18 protein-coding genes and 1 other RNA gene are annotated in these 19,527 nt (G+C 41.7%); 6 read left to right on the top strand and 13 right to left on the bottom strand.

The genetic code is table 11. The features are described 5' to 3' along the window. Positions 1-6 precede the first annotated feature (6 nt). The 4 genes from prfB to xerD all read right to left on the bottom strand — a co-directional run bounded on the left by prfB (position 7) and on the right by xerD (position 4,612). Positions 7-1,108, bottom strand: a protein-coding gene (prfB, locus tag M1E96_RS06265; protein ID WP_139158610.1) for a peptide chain release factor 2 whose coding sequence is annotated in 2 segments (ribosomal slippage) — positions 7-1,029 and positions 1,031-1,108 — 1,101 coding nt in all. Because the reading frame shifts where the segments join, the coding sequence is not laid out codon by codon here. Between the two features lie 136 nt (positions 1,109-1,244). Continuing rightward, complete coding sequence (recJ, locus tag M1E96_RS06260; RefSeq protein ID WP_233445651.1) at positions 1,245-2,960, bottom strand: single-stranded-DNA-specific exonuclease RecJ; 1,716 nt, start codon at positions 2,958-2,960, stop codon at positions 1,245-1,247. 27 nt (positions 2,961-2,987) lie between these two features. Then, on the bottom strand, positions 2,988-3,689 hold the full coding sequence (dsbC, locus tag M1E96_RS06255; RefSeq protein ID WP_070925311.1) for a bifunctional protein-disulfide isomerase/oxidoreductase DsbC: 702 nt from the start codon (positions 3,687-3,689) through the stop codon (positions 2,988-2,990). Positions 3,690-3,709: 20 nt separating this feature from the next. Next, a complete protein-coding gene (gene xerD, locus M1E96_RS06250) occupies positions 3,710-4,612 on the bottom strand; it encodes a site-specific tyrosine recombinase XerD (protein ID WP_272580120.1) in 903 nt (300 codons plus the stop codon). A 101-nt stretch (positions 4,613-4,713) separates the two neighbouring features. Between xerD and fldB the strand changes: the two genes are divergently transcribed. Beyond that, the gene (gene fldB / locus M1E96_RS06245) at positions 4,714-5,232 is read left to right on the top strand and encodes a flavodoxin FldB (RefSeq protein ID WP_070925309.1); all 519 of its coding nucleotides are present in this window, start codon (positions 4,714-4,716) and stop codon (positions 5,230-5,232) included. Positions 5,233-5,269: 37 nt separating this feature from the next. Here fldB and M1E96_RS06240 read toward each other — a convergent pair whose 3' ends face one another. Both M1E96_RS06240 and sdhE read right to left on the bottom strand, forming a co-directional pair. Beyond that, a complete protein-coding gene (locus M1E96_RS06240) occupies positions 5,270-5,680 on the bottom strand; it encodes a protein YgfX (protein ID WP_070925308.1) in 411 nt (136 codons plus the stop codon). Continuing rightward, the gene (gene sdhE / locus M1E96_RS06235) at positions 5,661-5,927 is read right to left on the bottom strand and encodes an FAD assembly factor SdhE (protein WP_070925307.1); all 267 of its coding nucleotides are present in this window, start codon (positions 5,925-5,927) and stop codon (positions 5,661-5,663) included. Before sdhE ends, M1E96_RS06240 begins: the two co-directional genes overlap by 20 nt. A gap of 252 nt (positions 5,928-6,179) precedes the next feature. Between sdhE and ygfZ the strand changes: the two genes are divergently transcribed. Both ygfZ and M1E96_RS06225 read left to right on the top strand, forming a co-directional pair. Then, positions 6,180-7,166: a tRNA-modifying protein YgfZ gene (gene ygfZ / locus M1E96_RS06230; protein WP_272580121.1), complete on the top strand. Its 987-nt coding sequence runs from the start codon at positions 6,180-6,182 to the stop codon at positions 7,164-7,166. 11 nt (positions 7,167-7,177) lie between these two features. Continuing rightward, the gene (locus tag M1E96_RS06225; RefSeq protein ID WP_272580122.1) at positions 7,178-7,798 is read left to right on the top strand and encodes an HD family hydrolase; all 621 of its coding nucleotides are present in this window, start codon (positions 7,178-7,180) and stop codon (positions 7,796-7,798) included. 168 nt (positions 7,799-7,966) lie between these two features. Here the strand turns inward: M1E96_RS06225 and gcvP are convergent, their stop codons facing one another. From gcvP to M1E96_RS06190, 7 genes are all read right to left on the bottom strand, one after another. Further along, positions 7,967-10,843, bottom strand: a complete 2,877-nt coding sequence (gene gcvP, locus M1E96_RS06220; RefSeq protein ID WP_070925304.1) for an aminomethyl-transferring glycine dehydrogenase — start codon at positions 10,841-10,843, stop codon at positions 7,967-7,969. Between the two features lie 231 nt (positions 10,844-11,074). After that, a complete protein-coding gene (gcvH, locus tag M1E96_RS06215) occupies positions 11,075-11,467 on the bottom strand; it encodes a glycine cleavage system protein GcvH (protein WP_070925317.1) in 393 nt (130 codons plus the stop codon). A gap of 58 nt (positions 11,468-11,525) precedes the next feature. Continuing rightward, the gene (gcvT, locus tag M1E96_RS06210; RefSeq protein WP_070925303.1) at positions 11,526-12,620 is read right to left on the bottom strand and encodes a glycine cleavage system aminomethyltransferase GcvT; all 1,095 of its coding nucleotides are present in this window, start codon (positions 12,618-12,620) and stop codon (positions 11,526-11,528) included. 647 nt (positions 12,621-13,267) lie between these two features. Then, positions 13,268-14,497 (bottom strand): FAD-dependent 2-octaprenylphenol hydroxylase, encoded by a 1,230-nt coding sequence (gene ubiI, locus M1E96_RS06205; RefSeq protein ID WP_369427426.1) that lies wholly within the window; start codon positions 14,495-14,497, stop codon positions 13,268-13,270. A gap of 23 nt (positions 14,498-14,520) precedes the next feature. Then, positions 14,521-15,699, bottom strand: a complete 1,179-nt coding sequence (gene ubiH, locus M1E96_RS06200) for a 2-octaprenyl-6-methoxyphenyl hydroxylase (protein WP_369427425.1) — start codon at positions 15,697-15,699, stop codon at positions 14,521-14,523. Between the two features lie 34 nt (positions 15,700-15,733). Beyond that, positions 15,734-17,044, bottom strand: a complete 1,311-nt coding sequence (pepP, locus tag M1E96_RS06195) for a Xaa-Pro aminopeptidase (RefSeq protein WP_369427424.1) — start codon at positions 17,042-17,044, stop codon at positions 15,734-15,736. Between the two features lie 207 nt (positions 17,045-17,251). Beyond that, on the bottom strand, positions 17,252-17,830 hold the full coding sequence (locus M1E96_RS06190; RefSeq protein WP_272580124.1) for a YecA family protein: 579 nt from the start codon (positions 17,828-17,830) through the stop codon (positions 17,252-17,254). Between the two features lie 358 nt (positions 17,831-18,188). Between M1E96_RS06190 and zapA the strand changes: the two genes are divergently transcribed. The 3 genes from zapA to M1E96_RS06175 all read left to right on the top strand — a co-directional run bounded on the left by zapA (position 18,189) and on the right by M1E96_RS06175 (position 19,495). Further along, positions 18,189-18,518 (top strand): cell division protein ZapA, encoded by a 330-nt coding sequence (gene zapA, locus M1E96_RS06185; protein WP_070925299.1) that lies wholly within the window; start codon positions 18,189-18,191, stop codon positions 18,516-18,518. A gap of 111 nt (positions 18,519-18,629) precedes the next feature. Next, a non-coding RNA gene (ssrS, locus tag M1E96_RS06180) (6S RNA) lies at positions 18,630-18,812 on the top strand. Positions 18,813-18,904: 92 nt separating this feature from the next. After that, complete coding sequence (locus M1E96_RS06175; protein WP_272580125.1) at positions 18,905-19,495, top strand: 5-formyltetrahydrofolate cyclo-ligase; 591 nt, start codon at positions 18,905-18,907, stop codon at positions 19,493-19,495. The last annotated feature ends 32 nt before the right edge of the window (positions 19,496-19,527 follow it).

Genomic DNA, 19,527 nt, shown 5'->3' with positions numbered 1-19,527 from the left:
TTTTCCTCACAGGCCAGCTTTTAGACTAGCTTCAATGAATTTATCCAAATCACCATCCAGTACGGCTTGCGTGTTACGCGTTTCCACACCAGTACGTAAATCTTTAATACGCGAATCATCAAGAACATAAGAACGAATTTGACTGCCCCAGCCAATATCCGATTTGTTCTCTTCCATCGCTTGTTTATCTGCATTCTTTTTCTGCATTTCCAGTTCATAAAGCTTGGCTTTTAACTGGCGCATAGCTTGATCTTTATTTTTATGTTGCGAACGGTCATTCTGGCACTGAGTCACAATGTTAGTTGGTATATGGGTGATACGTACCGCTGACTCAGTTTTGTTTACGTGCTGACCACCAGCACCAGAGGCGCGGTAAACGTCAATCCGTAAATCCGCTGGGTTGATTTCAATATCAATATCGTCATCAACTTCAGGATATATAAAAGCAGAACTAAACGATGTATGACGACGGCCACCTGAGTCGAATGGGCTTTTACGTACTAAACGATGCACACCGGTCTCTGTTCTCAACCAACCATATGCGTAATCGCCAATAATTTTAATTGTTGCAGATTTTAAACCCGCCACATCACCGTCTGATTCTTCAATAATTTCTGTTTTGAAGCCTTTCGATTCTGCCCAACGCAGATACATACGCATTAACATACTTGCCCAGTCTTGGGCTTCAGTACCACCGGAACCAGCCTGCAAATCAATATAACAATCAGCACTGTCGTATTCACCTGAAAACATCCGACGAAACTCTAATTGTTCTAATTTCAGTTGTAGCTGTTCTAACTCTTCGCCCGCTTCATTAAAGGTGTCTTCATCATCTGCTTCAACAGCGAGTTCAAGTAAACCTTCAACATCCTCAATGCCTTGAGTTAGCTGATCAATGGTATCGACGATCGCCTCAAGTGAGGAACGTTCTTTACCTAAGGCTTGCGCTCTTTCAGGTTCGTTCCAAACATCAGGTTGTTCTAGCTCCGCGTTAACTTCTTCTAAGCGCTCTTTCTTGGCATCATAGTCAAAGATACCCCCTAAGAACCACCGTCCGGTCAGACAAGTCCTGAATCTTACTTTTTACTGGGTTAATTTCAAACGTCATTTTTCAATGTCTTATGTTGGGTCATTTAATAGAATGAATTCTTCACAAACTGTCAATTATATCGGAATTCCCCCGCAATTTATAGCGCCATAAAAACCTAATAGCGGAATAAATCATAGTCAGTAAACAAGGAGAATTATTCAGGCCAAATATGTTCCACCATCAATTGAACACTCTTTTGACCTCTAAACTCATTAACATCCAATTTAAAGGCTATTTTAGCGCGTTTAACACTGTTATCCGGCCAACGGCGCACATCAATATTAAACATGATGGCATCCAACATTGGCCCTCCATTTACAGGCTCTAATATTAGTTTAAGGTGACGTTCACCGACTAAACGTTGCTGTAGCAATTGGAAGTGACCATCAAATACTGGCTCAGGGAATGATTGTCCCCACGGACCACTTTCACGCAGAAGCTCGGCGGTTTCTAAGGTGAACTCACTGCGTGCTAATTCACCATCACTCCACACTATCCCTGCTAATTGCTCAGGTTGAATTAATTCACCCATCAATAATTCAAAATGATGTTTAAACAACTCAAACTTTGTTTCTTCAAGGCTTAAACCTGCCGCCATGGCATGGCCACCAAACTTTTGCATCAACCCCGGCTGTAGCGTGTTCAAGCGCTCTAAAGCATCACGCATATGCACACCTTGGACTGAGCGCCCAGATCCTTTTAACGTTCCATCACCCGCTGGTGCAAAAGCAATCACAGGCCGATGGTATTGCTCTTTGATCCTCGACGCTAAGATACCAACAACCCCTTGATGCCATTCAGGGTGATAAATCGCTAACCCATTCGGTAATTGGCTATCGCCATACTCGATTTGGTTAAACAAAACTGAGGCTTCTTGCTGCATACCCGCTTCGATTTCTCGCCGTGCTTGGTTTAAACCATCCAATTCATTAGCCAGCTCTCGTGCATAAGCCATATCATCAGTCAGTAATAACTCAATACTCACTGACATATCATCCAAACGACCCGCCGCATTCAAACGAGGCCCCAAGGCAAAACCAAAGTCATTAGCTACTAAACGAGAGCATTCACGTTTTGAAACCTCAATTAATGCTTTGATCCCCGCACAGCAACGACCTGCTCTTACTCGATTTAGCCCTTGATGCACTAAAATTCGGTTATTGGTATCCAGTGGAACCACATCCGCAACGGTACCTAATGCAACAAGATCCAGATATTCAGCTAAATTGGGTTCACTAAGCCCTTGCTGGGCAAACCAGCCTTCTTGGCGAAGTTTGGCTCGTAATGCCGACATCAAATAGAATGTAACACCGACGCCTGCAAGCGACTTTGAAGCAAACTGGCAACCGACTAAATTAGGGTTAATAATGGCATCTGCGTTAGGTAATAGTTCTCCCGGTAAATGGTGGTCAGTCACAATAACTTTAATACCAAGACGATGCGCTTCCTCAACCCCTTCATGGGATGAGATACCATTATCCACCGTGACAATAAGATCTGTGCCTCGTTTATAGGCTTCTTCTACCACCAATGGCGTTAACCCATAACCATTTTCAAAACGGTTAGGAACGATATAATTTAAGTTTACATACCCCATTTTGGTGAGTGCTCGGATAGCTAATGCGGTACTGGTTGCACCATCAGCATCAAAGTCACCCACGATGGTGATACGTCCTTGGTTTTCTAATGTGCTATACAGTAATGATAGCGCACTCTCTACCCCTGATAATGCACGATAATCTAATAAATTAGAGGCTTTACGCTCTAACTGTGCAAGATCAGTAATGCCTCGATGAGCGTATACACGTTGGAGGATCTCGGGGAAGCCTGACAGTGCTTTGATATCATCGGTTAATGTGCGCTGACGCAAAAAGGTTTCTACATTCACAGTAATTAACTATTTTTGTTCAAGTATCTTTAAAAGATCATCAGGTGCTAAATAGCCTGATAGTAGCTGCCCATCGGGTAATACGATTGCGGGTGTTCCTGTCATTTTAAATTGACGGCCTAAATTAACGTGTTTACTTAGATCAATTTTACAGTCATCAATCATAGCAATTTCATCACCTTTAAATGCTTTAGTGAGCGCATTTTGTGGTAAAGCATTACACCAAATAGAAGCCATCTGTTTTGCTGATTGGTGATTTAACCCCTGACGAGGGTATGCAAGATAACGTACGGTAATCCCTTTTTCATTTAACTCACCAACGGATTCATGCAGTTTTTTACAGTAACCACAGGTAATATCAGTAAAGACTGTCACTACATACTTTTCTTTTGGCGCTTTAAAAATAATCATTTGATCTTTTAGCGCTTCAATTTTTTTCATCAATGATTGATTGGAAATATTCGCAGGTACCTGACCACTAAGATCATAAATAGGGCCTTGTACCAAGTATTTACCATCATCAGTTACATAAATAATGCCATCTGATGTATCAACAGTATTCAGACCCACAATCGGTGATGGTTTAATCGACTCCACCACTAAATTATATTTAGCGAGTTTTTCTTCGATAATTTTATCATCAGTGGCCGCATGGGCTGACACAGAGAATGCTGCGAAACAAGCTGCCCATAATAATAATTTACGTTTCATAATTATCCTTATCATGCACATCACCCCCTAGGATGATGCTGCTCATGTAACATGCGCAAACGTTCAGTTGCGACATGCGTATAAATCTGGGTAGTTGAAAGATCACTATGACCTAACAACATCTGTACAACGCGTAAGTCCGCTCCATGGTTCAATAGATGTGTGGCAAAAGCATGCCGCAGAACATGAGGGGAAAGCGCTTCGGAATCAATATTCGCGATCACCGCATAATGCTTAATACGGTGCCAAAAGGTCTGCCGAGTCATCTTCGTGCCACGCTTACTTGGAAACAGCACATCACTGGTTTTACTACCTAAAAGATCGGATCGCCCTTCTTGGATGTATTTTTCAATCCAATAAATAGCTTCTTCCCCTAATGGGATCAATCTTTCTTTATCACCTTTACCCACAACACGGATCACCCCTTGGCGTAAACTGATATCAGAAAAGGTTAAGCCCACCAGCTCTGATACACGCAAGCCACAAGCATACAAAACTTCCAACATGGCTTTATCACGTAGCTCCAAAGGATCTTCCGTTGCGGGTGCATTAAGTAGATCATCGACCTGTTGTTCACTTAAATCTTTTGGTAGCCGCTGAGGTATTTTAGGTGCAGCAATCACAGCTGAAGGGTCATCTAAGCGTATTTTTTCACGATAAAAATACTGAAATAGCCGGCGCATCGCACTCAATAACCGCGCCGAACTGGCTGCTTTATAACCACCATCAATTCGTTCAGCTAAAAAGGATTGTAAATCTATTGATTGAACATTTTCTAAATTTAATTTATTTGCTTCTAACCATTTATCTAATAATTGTAAATCTAAACGGTAAGATGCCAATGTATTTTCAGCAAGATCTTGCTCTAACCAAATAGTATCAAGAAATTGTTCAATCAATGGATTAAGTTGTTTTGTTTCCACGTGCCCTATCTTCCTCTTCGCGATCACACAATCATTATGCCTGAATTCGCTTCATTCTGTTACAATACCTCTCTACTGCAATGAAAACTAGTTACATTAACATGAAAATAGGTCTCTTTTACGGTTCTAGCACTTGTTATACCGAAATCGTCGCAGAGAAAATACGCGATATCCTTGGTGATAACTTAGTCACATTACATAATGTTAACGATACACCACCTGAGCTAATGGAACAGTATGACGTTCTCATTTTGGGTATCCCTACGTGGGATTTCGGTGAAATACAAGAAGACTGGCTAGCAATTTGGGACGCGCTTCCCAATCTTAAACTTAGCGGCAAAATTGTTGCTATGTACGGCATGGGTGATCAGATTGACTACAGTGAGTGGTTCCTTGATGCACTAGGGATGCTTTACCATCAATTGAAGCCTACTGGTGTCAAATTTATTGGTTTTTGGCCACTAGAAGGCTATGAGTTTGAAAGCCCTAAACCACTGACGGAAGATGGCAGCCAGTTTGTCGGCTTAGCACTGGATGATGTCAATCAATTTGATGAAACAGATGAACGTATCGCCCAATGGTGTATGCAGGTACTAACTGAGCTCGAAGAATTACTGTGATAATGGCCGAAATTTTTGCCGATTACTGCAATATGCTTTAAATATCTGGATATTGCAGTAACAGTTGGTTTAAATTACGCCAATTCTCTTCCGATAACGAATCTCTCGCCACCCATAAATGGATTGTTTGTGGCTTCCCTTGTAGCGCACTTAACGTAAGTAATGTACCAACTCGAGTACACCACGGCTGTTTGACAATACTCCACTCATTCTTTTTCCATTGTACTTTGTTACCATTAACGAGGACTGCAACCCCTTTAATTTTACTGATGTTTTTTTGGCTTTTTGCCCAACTTGCGATCACAATCACCAGCAAGGGTAACCATACCATTGAGTTACCCGGAGCCCATGGTGCAACTAATAAGATGAAGCCGACTATCCCATGAATACAGGTTGAAAAAAATTGAGTTTTCCATGAAATGGAGAGATTAGATTTCCACAGGACCACGATTTTTATTTCTTTCCTGGATCAGTTTAACCATACTAAACAGCTCTTCATCCTCTGGACGACCGTGATTCATGAGCCAATTAAATAAATCGGGATCAGCACATTCAAGTAAACGAACAAAAGTGTGTTTATCTTTGTTAGAAAGGCTATCAAACTCATACTCAAAAAATGGCATGATGGAAATATCTAACTCGCGCATTCCGCGACGACAAGCCCAATGAATTCTTGCTTTGTTCTCTATATCCATTCCACTACGGCCTTATTTTGTTGCAGTTAACTGATAAGATTGGTTATTTTTAGTACTCTAACAGATTATTACTCAAGAAAACATGATGTAGAATACAATGTTACCAATTTCCATCATACTATCGCGTTTTTATCCAAGAATACCGATTAAAAATATTAAATAATTGATAGTGCATCATAATAATTACTTGCAATGTTATCCAGCTATTTTACCATTAACCCCCTTCTGAAATGAAAGAATACAGGTGAAATCATGACTACTGACGTTACTCACTTACCCTCATTCCCTCTCGATTCTCAGTCTTTACCACTTATATTGATTTCACTGGAAAACTGGGGACTCGTTCATTTACATGGACTTGACGCTCAAAAATATCTACAAGGCCAAGTTACTGCTGATGTTGATGCGCTGACATCAACACAACATACTTTAACCGCACATTGCGACCCTAAAGGGAAAATGTGGAGTGATTTACGCCTATTCCATCACCTTGACGGCTTCTCTTACATAGAAAGAAGTAGCGTCATTGAAAGTCAATTGGCTGAACTGAAAAAATATGCCGTATTTTCAAAAATCACTTTTGAGCAAAAAAGCGAATTGAAATTACTCGCTGTGGCAGGAAAAGGTGCCCGCGAAACGTTATCAACACTCTTTAGCACACTCCCAGATGATGAGAGCCAAGTGGTTGTTGATGGTAATTCTACCCTATTACATTTCTCTTTGCCGAATGAGCGCTTCTTGATCGTTACAGATGAAGCTACTGCACAAAAATTAGCAGATGCTATCAAAACCACAACGGATGATCAGCAATGGCTCTCACTCGAAATCGAAGCGGGTTATGCGGTTATCGATCAGGAAAGTAGTGCCCAACACTTACCACAAGCAACTAACTTACAAGCTCTACCTTATGGGATCAGCTTTAAAAAAGGCTGCTATACAGGGCAAGAAATGGTTGCTAGGGCTAAATTCCGCGGTGCGAATAAACGTGCTATGTATTGGCTAAAAGGTACAGCAGAGTCGGTACCTGCGGTTGGCGATGGTGTAGAATGGCAGCTTGGCGACAAATGGCGTCGCACAGGTAACGTACTTGCAGCCGTTAAATTAGCCAATGGTGAAATTAATATTCAAATCATTATGAATAATGATATGGAAGCAGACAGCGTATATCGCGTTACGGGTGATGAACAAAGCCATCTAACCATTCAACCGTTGCCCTACTCTTTGGAAGAAGAAAAATAATTGAGGTTTTTATGTCATCTGTAAATGGTAATAAGCCAGTTGAAGTCATGAATTTTGGCGGGTTTACCGAAGTTGTTCAGTTTTTAATGGAATTAGATAAACTAAAAAGTGTTTATCGCAAAAATAAGCTGTTGAACAACGAAAGACAAGAAAATACGGCTGAGCACAGCTGGCAATTCGCAATGGCAGCCATGAGCTTTGCCCCTTATGTTAAAGGTGTAAATGTCGACCATGCCATCAAACTAGCCCTAGTACATGACATTGTTGAAATCGATGCAGGTGATGTGTTGGTTTATGACATTGCTGCACGTGATGCTATCCGTGAACAAGAAATTAAAGCCGCTGTGCGTATTTTTGGCTTACTGCCTTCCCCACAAAACGAACAATTTTTAGCCTTATGGAATGAGTATGATGCCGCTGAAACATTAGATGCAAAATTTGCTAATGTGATCGATAGAACCATTCCAATGCTATTGAATTTACACAATCAAGGCCAAAGTTGGGTAGAAAATAATATTCGTTTAGAGCAAGTTATTGCTCGAAATGAATTTATTGAGGAAGTTTTCCCTGAGTTTTGGGAACAGCTATTGCCACAATTAGAAGCCGCTCAACAAAAAGGCTGGTTGTTGTAAGAAGTTTCAGTATTTTTGTCAGCCACCCGATGAAATCATCGGGTGTTTTGCCTAAAAATACGACAAAGTTATTTTAAAGAATAATTTTCTGAGCGTTAAAAAACAAAGCTCCCCGATAACATCGCTATCGGGGAGCTAACTTACCACATTGATTTAAATCAGTATCAATTAAACATAGTCTTCAATTGGTACGCAGGAACAATGCAGATGGCGGTCGCCATACACATCATCCAAGCGTTTTACTGCTGGCCAATATTTATTCGCTTTAGTCGCTTCTGTAGGGAATACCGCAAGTTCACGGCTATATGCATGATCCCATTCCCCTGCAAGCTCAGTTTGCACATGAGGTGAATTAACCAAAGGGTTGTCCTCAAGTGTCCATTCACCTTTAACAACCCTATCTATTTCACTACGAATAGAGAGCATTGCATCAATGAAACGATCAATTTCAACTAGACTTTCGGACTCTGTAGGTTCAATCATTAATGTTCCAGCAACAGGGAATGACATGGTTGGTGCATGGAAACCATAATCAATCAACCGTTTCGCAATATCCAGTTCACTGATACCTGTGTCTTTCTTGATTGGACGTAAATCAACAATACATTCATGAGCGACATAGCCATCACGACCAGTATACAAAATGTCATAGTGACCTTGCAGACGCTTAGCAATATAGTTCGCATTTAAAATCGCCACTTGGCTAGCTCTTCTTAAACCATACGAGCCCATCATGCGAATATACATCCAGCTAATTGGCAGGATTGATGCGCTACCAAATGGTGCGGCTGAAACAGCACCTTGGTCTGTCACCATCTCTTGCTCAACGACTGAGTGCCCCGGAACAAATGGTGCTAAATGTTTTTTAACACCAATTGGTCCCATACCCGGACCGCCACCGCCATGTGGAATACAGAAAGTTTTATGTAAGTTTAAGTGGGAAACATCTGCACCAATATAGCCAGGTGTCGTCAAGCCCACTTGTGCGTTCATATTAGCGCCATCAAGATACACTTGGCCGCCAAACTGATGGATGATTTCACAAACTTCTTTGATGCTTTCTTCATACACACCATGAGTTGATGGATAAGTTACCATCACACAAGAAAGATCGGCGCTGTGTTTCTCCGCTTGTTGACGTAGATCAGCAAGGTCAATGTTACCTTCGTCATCACAACGTACCACAACCACTTCCATACCTGCCATATGAGCTGATGCAGGGTTGGTACCATGTGCTGATGCGGGGATCAGACAAATATTACGATGCCCTTCATTACGGCTTTCATGGTAACGGCGGATCGCTAATAATCCAGCATACTCCCCTTGAGCACCTGAGTTAGGTTGCATGCACACCGCATCATAGCCAGTGAGTTGCACTAACCAGTGGGATAGCTGCTCGATCATTTGATGATAGCCTTGAGCTTGCTCTGGTGGGCAAAACGGATGCATTTCGCCAAACTCAGGCCAAGTAATAGGTAACATTTCTGCTGCGGCATTCAACTTCATCGTACATGAGCCTAACGGGATCATAGCTTGGTTCAATGCCAAATCTTTGCGCTCTAAACTATGCATATAGCGCATCATTTCGGTTTCACTGTGATAACGATTAAAGTTTGGATGAGATAAAATAGCATCATTACGCTTCATCGCCGGTGAAATCGCTTGTTCCTGAGCAGCAACCTGTTTATCCAGTTTTTCAAAATCTAATTTTTGCTCGCTACCTGTGATCACAGCAAATAAATCATTTAAATCTTGGCGAATGGTTGTTTCATTAAATGTAACGCCAACCGCACCATGAACATCTGTTCGAAGATTGACTTGCGCTTTTTCTGCACGAGCCAATACCGCTGCTTTATCAGCAACTTCGATGGTTAAAGTATCAAACCAACTATTGTGGCGCAGGGTTAACCCTGCTTCTTGTATCGCTTGAGCAAAAATCGATGTAAAACGATGAATGCGCTCAGCAATCAATCTTAAACCTTGCGGGCCATGATAAACGGCATACATTGCAGCAATATTGGCAAGTAATACTTGCGATGTACAAATATTGGAGTTGGCTTTTTCACGGCGAATATGCTGTTCGCGGGTTTGCATTGCCATCCGAAACGCAGTATGTCCTGCCGCATCACGTGATACACCAATAATACGTCCCGGCATCGCGCGTTTAAATTCATCACGACAAGCAAAAAATGCCGCGTGTGGGCCACCATAGCCCATTGGCACGCCAAAGCGTTGCGCAGAACCGAAAACAATATCAGCTCCCTGTTTACCCGGAGCTGTTAGCAACACCAGTGCCATCATCTCTGCGGCAACACAACTCACGATTTTGCGTTCTTTTAGCTTAGCAAACAGCTCAGTGTAATCGTGTACTTCACCTGTCGTGCCAACTTGTTGTAATAACGCACCAAAAATACCTTCATGATCCAGTACTTTTTCTGCTTTATCGACAATCACTTCAAAACCAAATGTACCAGCGCGAGTACGAACAACATCAAGTGTTTGTGGGTGGATATCATCGGCAACAAAGAAACGTTCAGCATCTTTAAGCTTACTAATACGTTTTGCCATCGCCATCGCTTCTGCCGCCGCAGTGGCTTCATCCAACAATGATGCTGAAGCTAATTCTAAGCCAGTCAAATCAATGGTCACTTGCTGGAAATTTAACAGCGATTCTAAACGTCCTTGGGATACTTCAGGCTGATAAGGGGTATAAGCGGTATACCAACCTGGATTTTCAAGTAGATTACGTAAAATCACTGGCGGTAATATTGATGGGGCATATCCCATACCAATATAGCTTTTATACCTTTTATTTAAACTCGCAATCGTTTTAAGTTCTGCAAGCGCTTCTTGTTCTGTCGCACCGCTCCCCACTCTTGGTGGTTCAGCAAGTAAAATCGCTTTCGGTACAATATTGCCCGTCAGAGCATCAAGAGATGCCGAACCAACTGTGTCCAACATGGTTTTAACTTGTTCTTCTGATGAACCAATGTGGCGTTGAATAAATTCTGAACGGTTTTCTAATTGACTCAGAGACATCGTCATATCTGTATTCCCATTCCTATATCTGCTGCAAAAAGGGTAAGCTTATACTCTAAATAGTTCGAGCTGTAGCTAAGCGACAAAACGAATGAGTCGCTAGAAGCATAGAAAATAGAGCGACCCCATACAAAAAGAGTCTCATCCCCCTATCTTCAAAAAGCGCTGCAACTTGAAATATGGCCGGTATAAAAGAAAAGCGCCCCATAATGTCTTCATTACGGGGCGCTTAACGGTTTATTCTTCTTCCGCAAGTAATGCTGAGTAAGCATCAGCGTCTAACAGGTCTGTCAACTCTGATTCATCAGAGATTTTAATTTTGAAGATCCAGCCTTCTTGATAAGGTTGCTCGTTGACTAATTCAGGCGAATCATTCAGCGCCTCATTGACTTCAACAATTTCCCCCGTCAGTGGTACATAAATATCAGAAGCGGCTTTTACGGATTCAACCACCGCACAATCACTGCCAATATCCACTGCACTACCCACTTCGGGTAGATCGACGAAAACCATATCGCCTAATAGCTCTTGGGCATGTTCAGTAATACCTACGGTATATACCCCATCACCTTCATGACGTACCCACTCATGTTCACGGGTATATTTCAGCTCAGCAGGAACATTACTCATCATTAACCTCACTCTTATGTTCGAATTTTTAACGTCAAATATTAATCAATAGCGACAACTAAACGAGGGCTTTCCCTTCTCGTACAAATCCCGGTTTTACGACCTGAACTGGCATCTCTCGATTACGAATTTCAACAATCGCACTGTCTTGTATTTCTTTTGGCACACGCGCCAAAGCAATACTAAATCCAAGTGTCGGAGAGAAAGAACCGCTAGTAATCACGCCCTCTTGTAACTTACCTAAGTCATCAGTAAAGCGCACTGTTTGCCCTGCACGTAAAATGCCTTTTTCATGCATAACGATACCGACCAATTTTTCAGTGCCTTGCTCTTTTAATTTTTCTAATGCTTCACGACCAATAAATTGGCGTTCTTCAGGCTTCCAAGCAATCGTCCATCCCATATTAGCGGCTAATGGAGAAATAGTTTCATCCATATCTTGTCCATAGAGATTCATACCAGCCTCAAGGCGTAGCGTATCTCTTGCACCTAAACCGGCTGGATGGACACCTGCTTTAATCAGTTGACGCCAAAAATCGACGACTTGCTGTTTAGGAAGCGCAATTTCATACCCTTTTTCACCGGTATAACCTGTTGTGGCTATGAATAAGTCGCCAGCTTGCACACCGTAAAAAGGTTTCATATCAGCAATCAGTGCACACTGAGACTCGGATAGTAAAGAATGGACTTTTTGTTGTGCAGTAGGGCCTTGAACGGCCAGTAGAGCGAGGTCATCACGCACTTCAATAGAAACGACGTAGGATTTTACGTGCTGTTCAATCCATGCGATATCTTTATCGCGCGTTGCGGAGTTCACCACTAGACGATAAAAATGGTCATCTAGGTAATAAACAATCAGATCATCAATCACGCCTCCAGAGGCGTTTAGCATCCCCGTATAAAGTGCTTTACCTTTCTCTGTCAACTTGGCGATGTCATTTGCTAACAAATAGCGAAGAAAGTCACGACAACCTTCGCCATGTAAATCGACTATGGTCATATGGGAAACATCAAACATCCCAGCATCGGTTCTGACGATATTATGTTCATTGATCTGTGAACCGTAATGCAGTGGCATCATCCAACCATGAAAGTCCACCATTTTTGCACCACAAGCTATATGCTCATCATATAACGGGGTTTGCTTTGCCATGAATACCCTCTTTACATTTTTGAATATGATAGGGTGAGCGCTACCATTCTGTGCAGTAAAGAGGATCATCACTACACAGCCAGTCACGCTACGCAAACGATAACATCTTATTAAAAACTACCACTGTTTTTAGCAAGAAACCATTAAAAAAAATAGGGCTACCAGCTCTCTGTATTACTGATTACAGAGAAGATAATCCAGCGAAATTTGTTAAAAAATTGAGAATGATCACTCAATAACACTATGTTTAATACAAAACAGTAGAGTAAATCATCATATCCACAGTGTTCTTAACTAAAAATCAATGTTAGCACTGAACCATAAAATTAGTAAAACTAATGCGAAAATCGATTGTGATTAGAATTTCTCAATCATTAATACCAAAAATAACAGTGATAAGTTGATTTTTCATGATCCTTCATCGGTCATAAAATATGGTTATTCTTTAAAGAATTCGAAATTCAGATAGGTAATAAGCAAAAGATAATCAGAAGGAATAGATAAACGATATGACTCGACAAATGTAACGTGGCCAATGATATCTCAATGAAAAGCCCTGCTGACGAGTATAGGCGGATAAGGCGAGGAAATATTGGCAGCTCTCCGTCGTTCAACGTTGATTTTCTGCCAATAATTAATCGATAAGTTTAGTTAGAGAGATCAGGCTCAGCCTTTTTCAACCACTCAGGCATATCAAATAGACCCATTGCATGATTGAGCAATTGCGGTTTTACCCTCGGCAAAGTACCCGCTAAAATTAAGCCGACATCACGCAAGAGTTTCTTGGCTGGATTATTACCATCAAAGAGTTCACGGAAGCCTTGCATGCCAGCAAGCATCATTGCCGCACTGTGTTTACGGTGGCGCTCAAAACTGCGTAAATAGAGATATTGACCGAAATCTTTACCTTCACGATGAAGACGTTTGATTTCACCTAACAGCATTGCAACATCCATAAAGCCTAAATTCACGCCCTGCCCAGCCAGTGGATGAATGGTATGAGCGGCATCACCTAATAATGCCAAACGCTGCGCTGCAAACTGCCTTGCATAACGCCCCGTCAATGGGATCGTTAATCGTTCACTTTTCAGTTGGCACAACCCCAAACGAGTATCAAAAGTAACGGCTAATTCTTTTTCAAAATTAACTTTGTCCATTTGTTGGCGTCTAGCGGCATCAATAGCTGGCTGAGACCATACTATTGAGCACAGATGAGGATCACTCAATGGTAAAAAAGCTAATATGCCTTTTCCATCAAAGGATTGACGAGCAATTGAATCATGGGGCTTCTCGGTACGAATCGTTGCAACCAACGCTGTATGTTCATAATCCCAAAATGTGAGCGGGATATCCGCATGACCACGTAACCATGAATTTGCACCATCTGCACCGACAATAAGCCTAGCTGTAAGCATAGAGTCATCGGCCAATGTAATGAAGACATCGTTTTCCCCCCATACCACTTTTTGAATGGTGGCAGGTGCTAATAATGTGACATTACGCATAGCCGCTGCTTTTTGCCATAATGCATCACGGATCACGTTATTTTCAACAATATGGCCTAAATGAGATAAATTTTGCTCTTGTGCGGAAAATTGGATACGACCAAAACTGTCCTTATCCCATACTTCCATTCCTTTATAGGCGGAAGCTCTCATCGATTTTATTGATGACCAAACGTCTAAGTAAGTTAGTAGTTTCTCACTTGCAGCATTAATTGCTGATACCCTCAGCGCATACGAGTCATTCTCTGAAAATGTATTTTTGGCGGGATGATTCTCAATGACCGCAACACGTAACCCTGTACCTTCTAGTCCACAAGCTAGCGCTAAGCCGACCATACCACCACCGGCTATAACCACATCAAATGATTGCATACTTTCTCCTATTAATTCTGTGGTTATTGTTCCGCTACCCAGCCAAGTGTTTGGCGAGCTAGTGCATCGCGTACTGATGGCAACATTTCCATTGCCATTAAACCTAAATTGCGTCCAACCACTAAAGGTAAACAACGGTTGGCAAAAACTCTCACTAATCCATCCGTCATGGTCACGGTTTTTTCTCTATCAATGCTTCTGGCTTGTTGATACGTATTCAACAGTGCATATGCGCCAATATCTTGATTTTTCTGATAGGCTTTAACCACTAACTCGGCCAATTGCATCACATCACGAATACCAAGGTTGAAACCTTGTCCTGCGATTGGGTGCAGTGTTTGTGCGGCATTACCGACCAAAACAGTACGATGACTAATTGGGTTTAAAGCCTTACGTAATGATAGCGGATAACAGAAACGTGTTCCCGCCTGAGTGATTTTGCCAAGACGCCAGCCAAACGCTTGCTGAAGCTTATTAATAAACGTTTTATCATCCCACATTTTGATGGTGTCAGCTTGTTCTTGTTGATGACACCAAACTAGTGAACTGCGCCCTTGAGACATAGGTAACAGCGCTAACGGACCAAACTCAGTAAAACGCTCAAAAGCTCTACCTTGAGGATCAATCGACGTTTTCACATTGGCAATAATCGCCACTTGACCATAATCAGTTTGCTGCCATTGCATATGACAAGCCTGCCCTACTGCCGAATGGCTACCATCGGCCGCTACCAGCAATGCGCCGGTGAGTATTTCGCCACTATCTAAAGTGACCTCAACATAATCGCTATGCCGCTGGATAGTTTCTACTTTTGCAGGACAATATAATGTAACACCTGCCGCTTTGCCTAATAACTCGAATAATCGAGTTCCTGCATCATACAATTCAATGACATTACCTAATTCAGGAATATGGTAATCCTGTGCATTGATATTAACAAACCCTGCATGACCGCGATCGGAAACGTGAACATGGGTTATTGGTGTAACGCAATCAGCAAGCGCTTCCCAGATGTCAATTTTAGCTAACCGCTGACAGGTTCCATGGGCAAGTGCGATCGCTCGGGCATCAAACCCCGGATGCTCGCCTTCTGGCAAAGAAGCTTCAACCAGCGAAACTGATAACTTCCCTTGGCTTAACGCAGAAATGGCCAGTGCCAAGGTTGCACCCGCCATTCCACCACCCACAATAATCACATTCATGTTGTGTTAATTACCTTTTACTACTCTCTTAAGCTTAATGAGCGCTTGCCATCAATGCTTCTATTTCATCAGGATCTTTGACGACTAAATCAGTCAAGTTTTCATTGCCGTTTTCAGTGATCACAATGTCATCTTCAATACGGATACCAATGCCACGATACTCAGGAGGTACATCTGCATCTGGTGCGATATACAGCCCAGGCTCCACCGTCAATACCATACCCGGCTCTAAAATACGGTCACGGTCGGCGCCATAGAAACCAACATCATGTACATCTAATCCCAACCAGTGACTTAAACCATGCATAAAGAATGGAAATAGTGCTTTGTTCTCGATCAATTGATCTACGTCGCCATGTAAAATACCTAGCTCAACTAGCCCTTCAACTTTGATACGCACAATTTTTTGTGTGACTTCATGAATACTTGTACCAGGGCGATACAATTCTAAGGCGGTATTTAGTGCCTTGAGCACAATTTCATACAGCTCACGTTGCGGCTTGGTAAATTTACCATTTACAGGGAATGTACGTGTGATATCGCCTGCATAGCCATCAAATTCAGCCCCTGCATCAATTAAGACCACTTCACCGTCTTTCATTTCGCATTCATTTTCTGTGTAATGCAAAATGCAGGCGTTTTCACCACTACCAACAATGGTGTTATAAGATGGGAAACGTGCACCATGGCGAGTAAATTCATATTCTACTTCACCGCATAACTGGTATTCAAACATGTTTGGCTTACAAGTTTTCATGGCACGAATGTGCGCCAATGCTGAAATTTCACCCGCTTTACGTAACGTGGCTATCTCTGCTTCAGATTTAAACAAACGCATTTCATGCACGAGTGGACGCCAATCAATCATCGTTGACGGTGCACGTAAATTACGACGGCTACCTTTACGTAAGGTCTCTAATGCATCAAACACTAATTTATCTGCATACTCGAATTCACCTTGAGCATGGTAAATAACATCAAGGCCATTCAATAATTGATATAACTGTTCTTCTATTTCGTCAAAAGGCAATGCTTTACTAATACCCAGTTTTTCTGGAGCAGCCTCTTGGCCTAAACGACGACCAAACCAAATTTCAGCAGTAAGATCACGTATACGGTTAAAAAGTACGGTATGACTATGTTTTTCATCGCTTTTGATTAGTAACAATACGGCTTCTGGCTCACTAAACCCTGTCAAATACAGGAAATCACTGTGCTGACGATAGGGGTATTCACTATCCGCATTGCGTTGTGCGCTAGGTGCTGAGAAAATAATAGCGGCGCTTGCTAGCTCCATCTGAGCCAATAATGCGTTACGACGAGAAATAAATTCCTGCTTATTCATACCGTTTCTGCCTTATTATTTAGATTGTTGAATTAATAGTATGCCCTTGTAGCTAATGCTAAAGCATATAACGGCCGTCACTTAACCTGTATTAATTTTACTGAATAAACCGCTATTTAGCTCAAATAAGCAAATATACTTCCCATCAAACAAGATGTAGCATTATCGGCTACATCTTGAATACAATAGATCTTACGTTGATGGCATTTAATGGAGCGTTGGTTTGTTGTTTTCAACATCCGTTGGTGCTTTTTTACCTTCAGTAAAAGTGATATAGCAAAGCTGTACTGCCACTCTGACATACTCAACCACTTCTTCTAGCGCCTGCTCAAGCTCTTCTTGATCTTCGTCTTCATCGTAACCCAGCATGCCAATGTTACGTAAATCAGTAATCACCTCACTAACTTCTTTTTTCTCTGCGAGTTTAGGCTGAGCGACCCCAAGCCCTAATAGAAAATGATTCACCCATCCAGCTAAGGCATCAGCGTGATCAAACACTGATGCATTCTCATTAGGAAATAACATAGAAAAGGTAAAATTACTGTCATCTAATGCTTCATAGGTGGTGTCATAGAGATCACGTAATGGCTGAGCAATTACTTGAGAAAAAGCCAGTCCATCATTAGCCAGATCATGAACTAATGTCTGCCAACCTTGGTCACGGCTTCCACCACAAATAAGTCCGGTAATCAGTCCGTGAATTTCTGCGGCTGTAAGCGCAATGGAATTTTGTTGGAGAAGAGTGTCCAACGTTTCATAGTTTGGTAAAGATTTTTGTATAGACATCTGAATTCGTCATGTTAGCTAATCATTCATGATATGCTACCATCAAGGGTAGTCGCTATACCAGTAAGCTTTTGTGATCTGTATTATTAATCAAGCGCTTTATCTAGCGAAATTTCCAGACTCTGAATAATTTGAACGGTTGCTATCAGTACTGCAACTTGGGTTATAACGGGTGTATACTCGAAATAATTCGAATTGCAGGTAGGCAAGGAGCATAGATCAACACTATGACCCAACGAGTTAAGCGTACGTACTCACTATACCTTAACGCAAAGCCCCGTAACTCGAAGTATGACGAGTATATTTTTTTGGCGCCGAACACAGATTTGTCGGCGAGTATTATTCGTATGGAGGGATCATGTCCGCACAGCCGGTTGACATTCAAATATTTGGGCGCTCAATGAGAGTCAACTGCCCTATTGAACAAAAAGAAGCATTAATTGCATCCGCTCAAGAGCTTGAACAGCGCTTACAAGATCTTAAAGATAGAAGCGGTGTAACAAATACAGAGCAGCTTATTTTTATTGTTGCATTGAACGTATGTCACGAATTAACACAAGAAAAGACAAAAACGCGTGATTATGCATATAATATGGAAGAGAAGATAAAAATGCTGCAACAGACGATCGAGCAAGCATTACACGATCAGGTAAAAATTACTGAGAGACAGGTTTTGCCTATTGGCTAAATTTGCTTAAAAATCATACATTAGTATAAAAAAATATATGAAAATGGGGTTGCATTTTCATCCCAATTTCATACAATGAAGTCCATAGAGTAGCAACAAGTACTCAACAGAATTTCTCTGAGATGCGCGTCAGTGGGTGAGTCCCCTGAGCCGATATTTCAAAAAAATAGAATGTGGTTATTGCGCTGGTGAGCACGCCTGATCCGCTCAGGAAGCCTAAAGGTTAGCTAAACTACGTTCACCTTGAACCAAGGGTTCAAGGGTTACAGCCTACAACGGCATCTTGGAGACCCCCATTTTTCCCTTCGTGTTGTCTTTACCTTTGTTTCTATTATTACGTTACACTTGCGGTAATTTATTCGATTATTTCTGAGGTATATGAAACCATGGAAGATCAACTATCAGCTACCCGTTATCAAATTCGCCAGTCTACTCGAAAAAAACGCCAACAACTGAACGCTATTGAACAGCAAACTGCCGCACAAAAGATCATGCAACATGCTTTATTGCACTCGAAAGTCAGCCAAGCTAACAATATTGCATTATTTCTCTCCTTTGATGGTGAAATCGATACACTGCCGCTAATTAACGCACTATGGCAGCAAAATAAAAACGTTTATCTCCCTGTTTTACATCCTTTCAATCGAAACAATCTATTATTTTTGCGTTATACCTCTGAAACTAACTTAGTTAAAAACCGTTTTAATATTGAAGAACCACCACTCGATGTCACTCAAGTGCTTCCACCAAACCAGCTCGATATTATGATGATCCCTCTGGTCGCTTTTGATGAACAAGGCCAACGCTTAGGTATGGGGGGAGGATTTTATGATAGAACATTGGCAAATTGGCAACACAAAGGTTTTTATCCTATAGGGTTAGCGCATGACTGCCAATATGTGAAGTCACTGCCTGCCGCACACTGGGATATTCCACTGCCAGAAATTATCACCCCTCAAAAAATATGGCACTGGTAACCAGTGCCATCAGATGACAAGCAGACAACAAT

Source organism: Providencia sp. PROV236, assembly GCF_033676985.1.
Classification (GTDB): Bacteria; Pseudomonadota; Gammaproteobacteria; order Enterobacterales; family Enterobacteriaceae; genus Providencia; species Providencia manganoxydans.
Note: the sequence above shows the minus strand (reverse complement) of the source record. Positions and strands in the feature narration are given on the sequence as shown.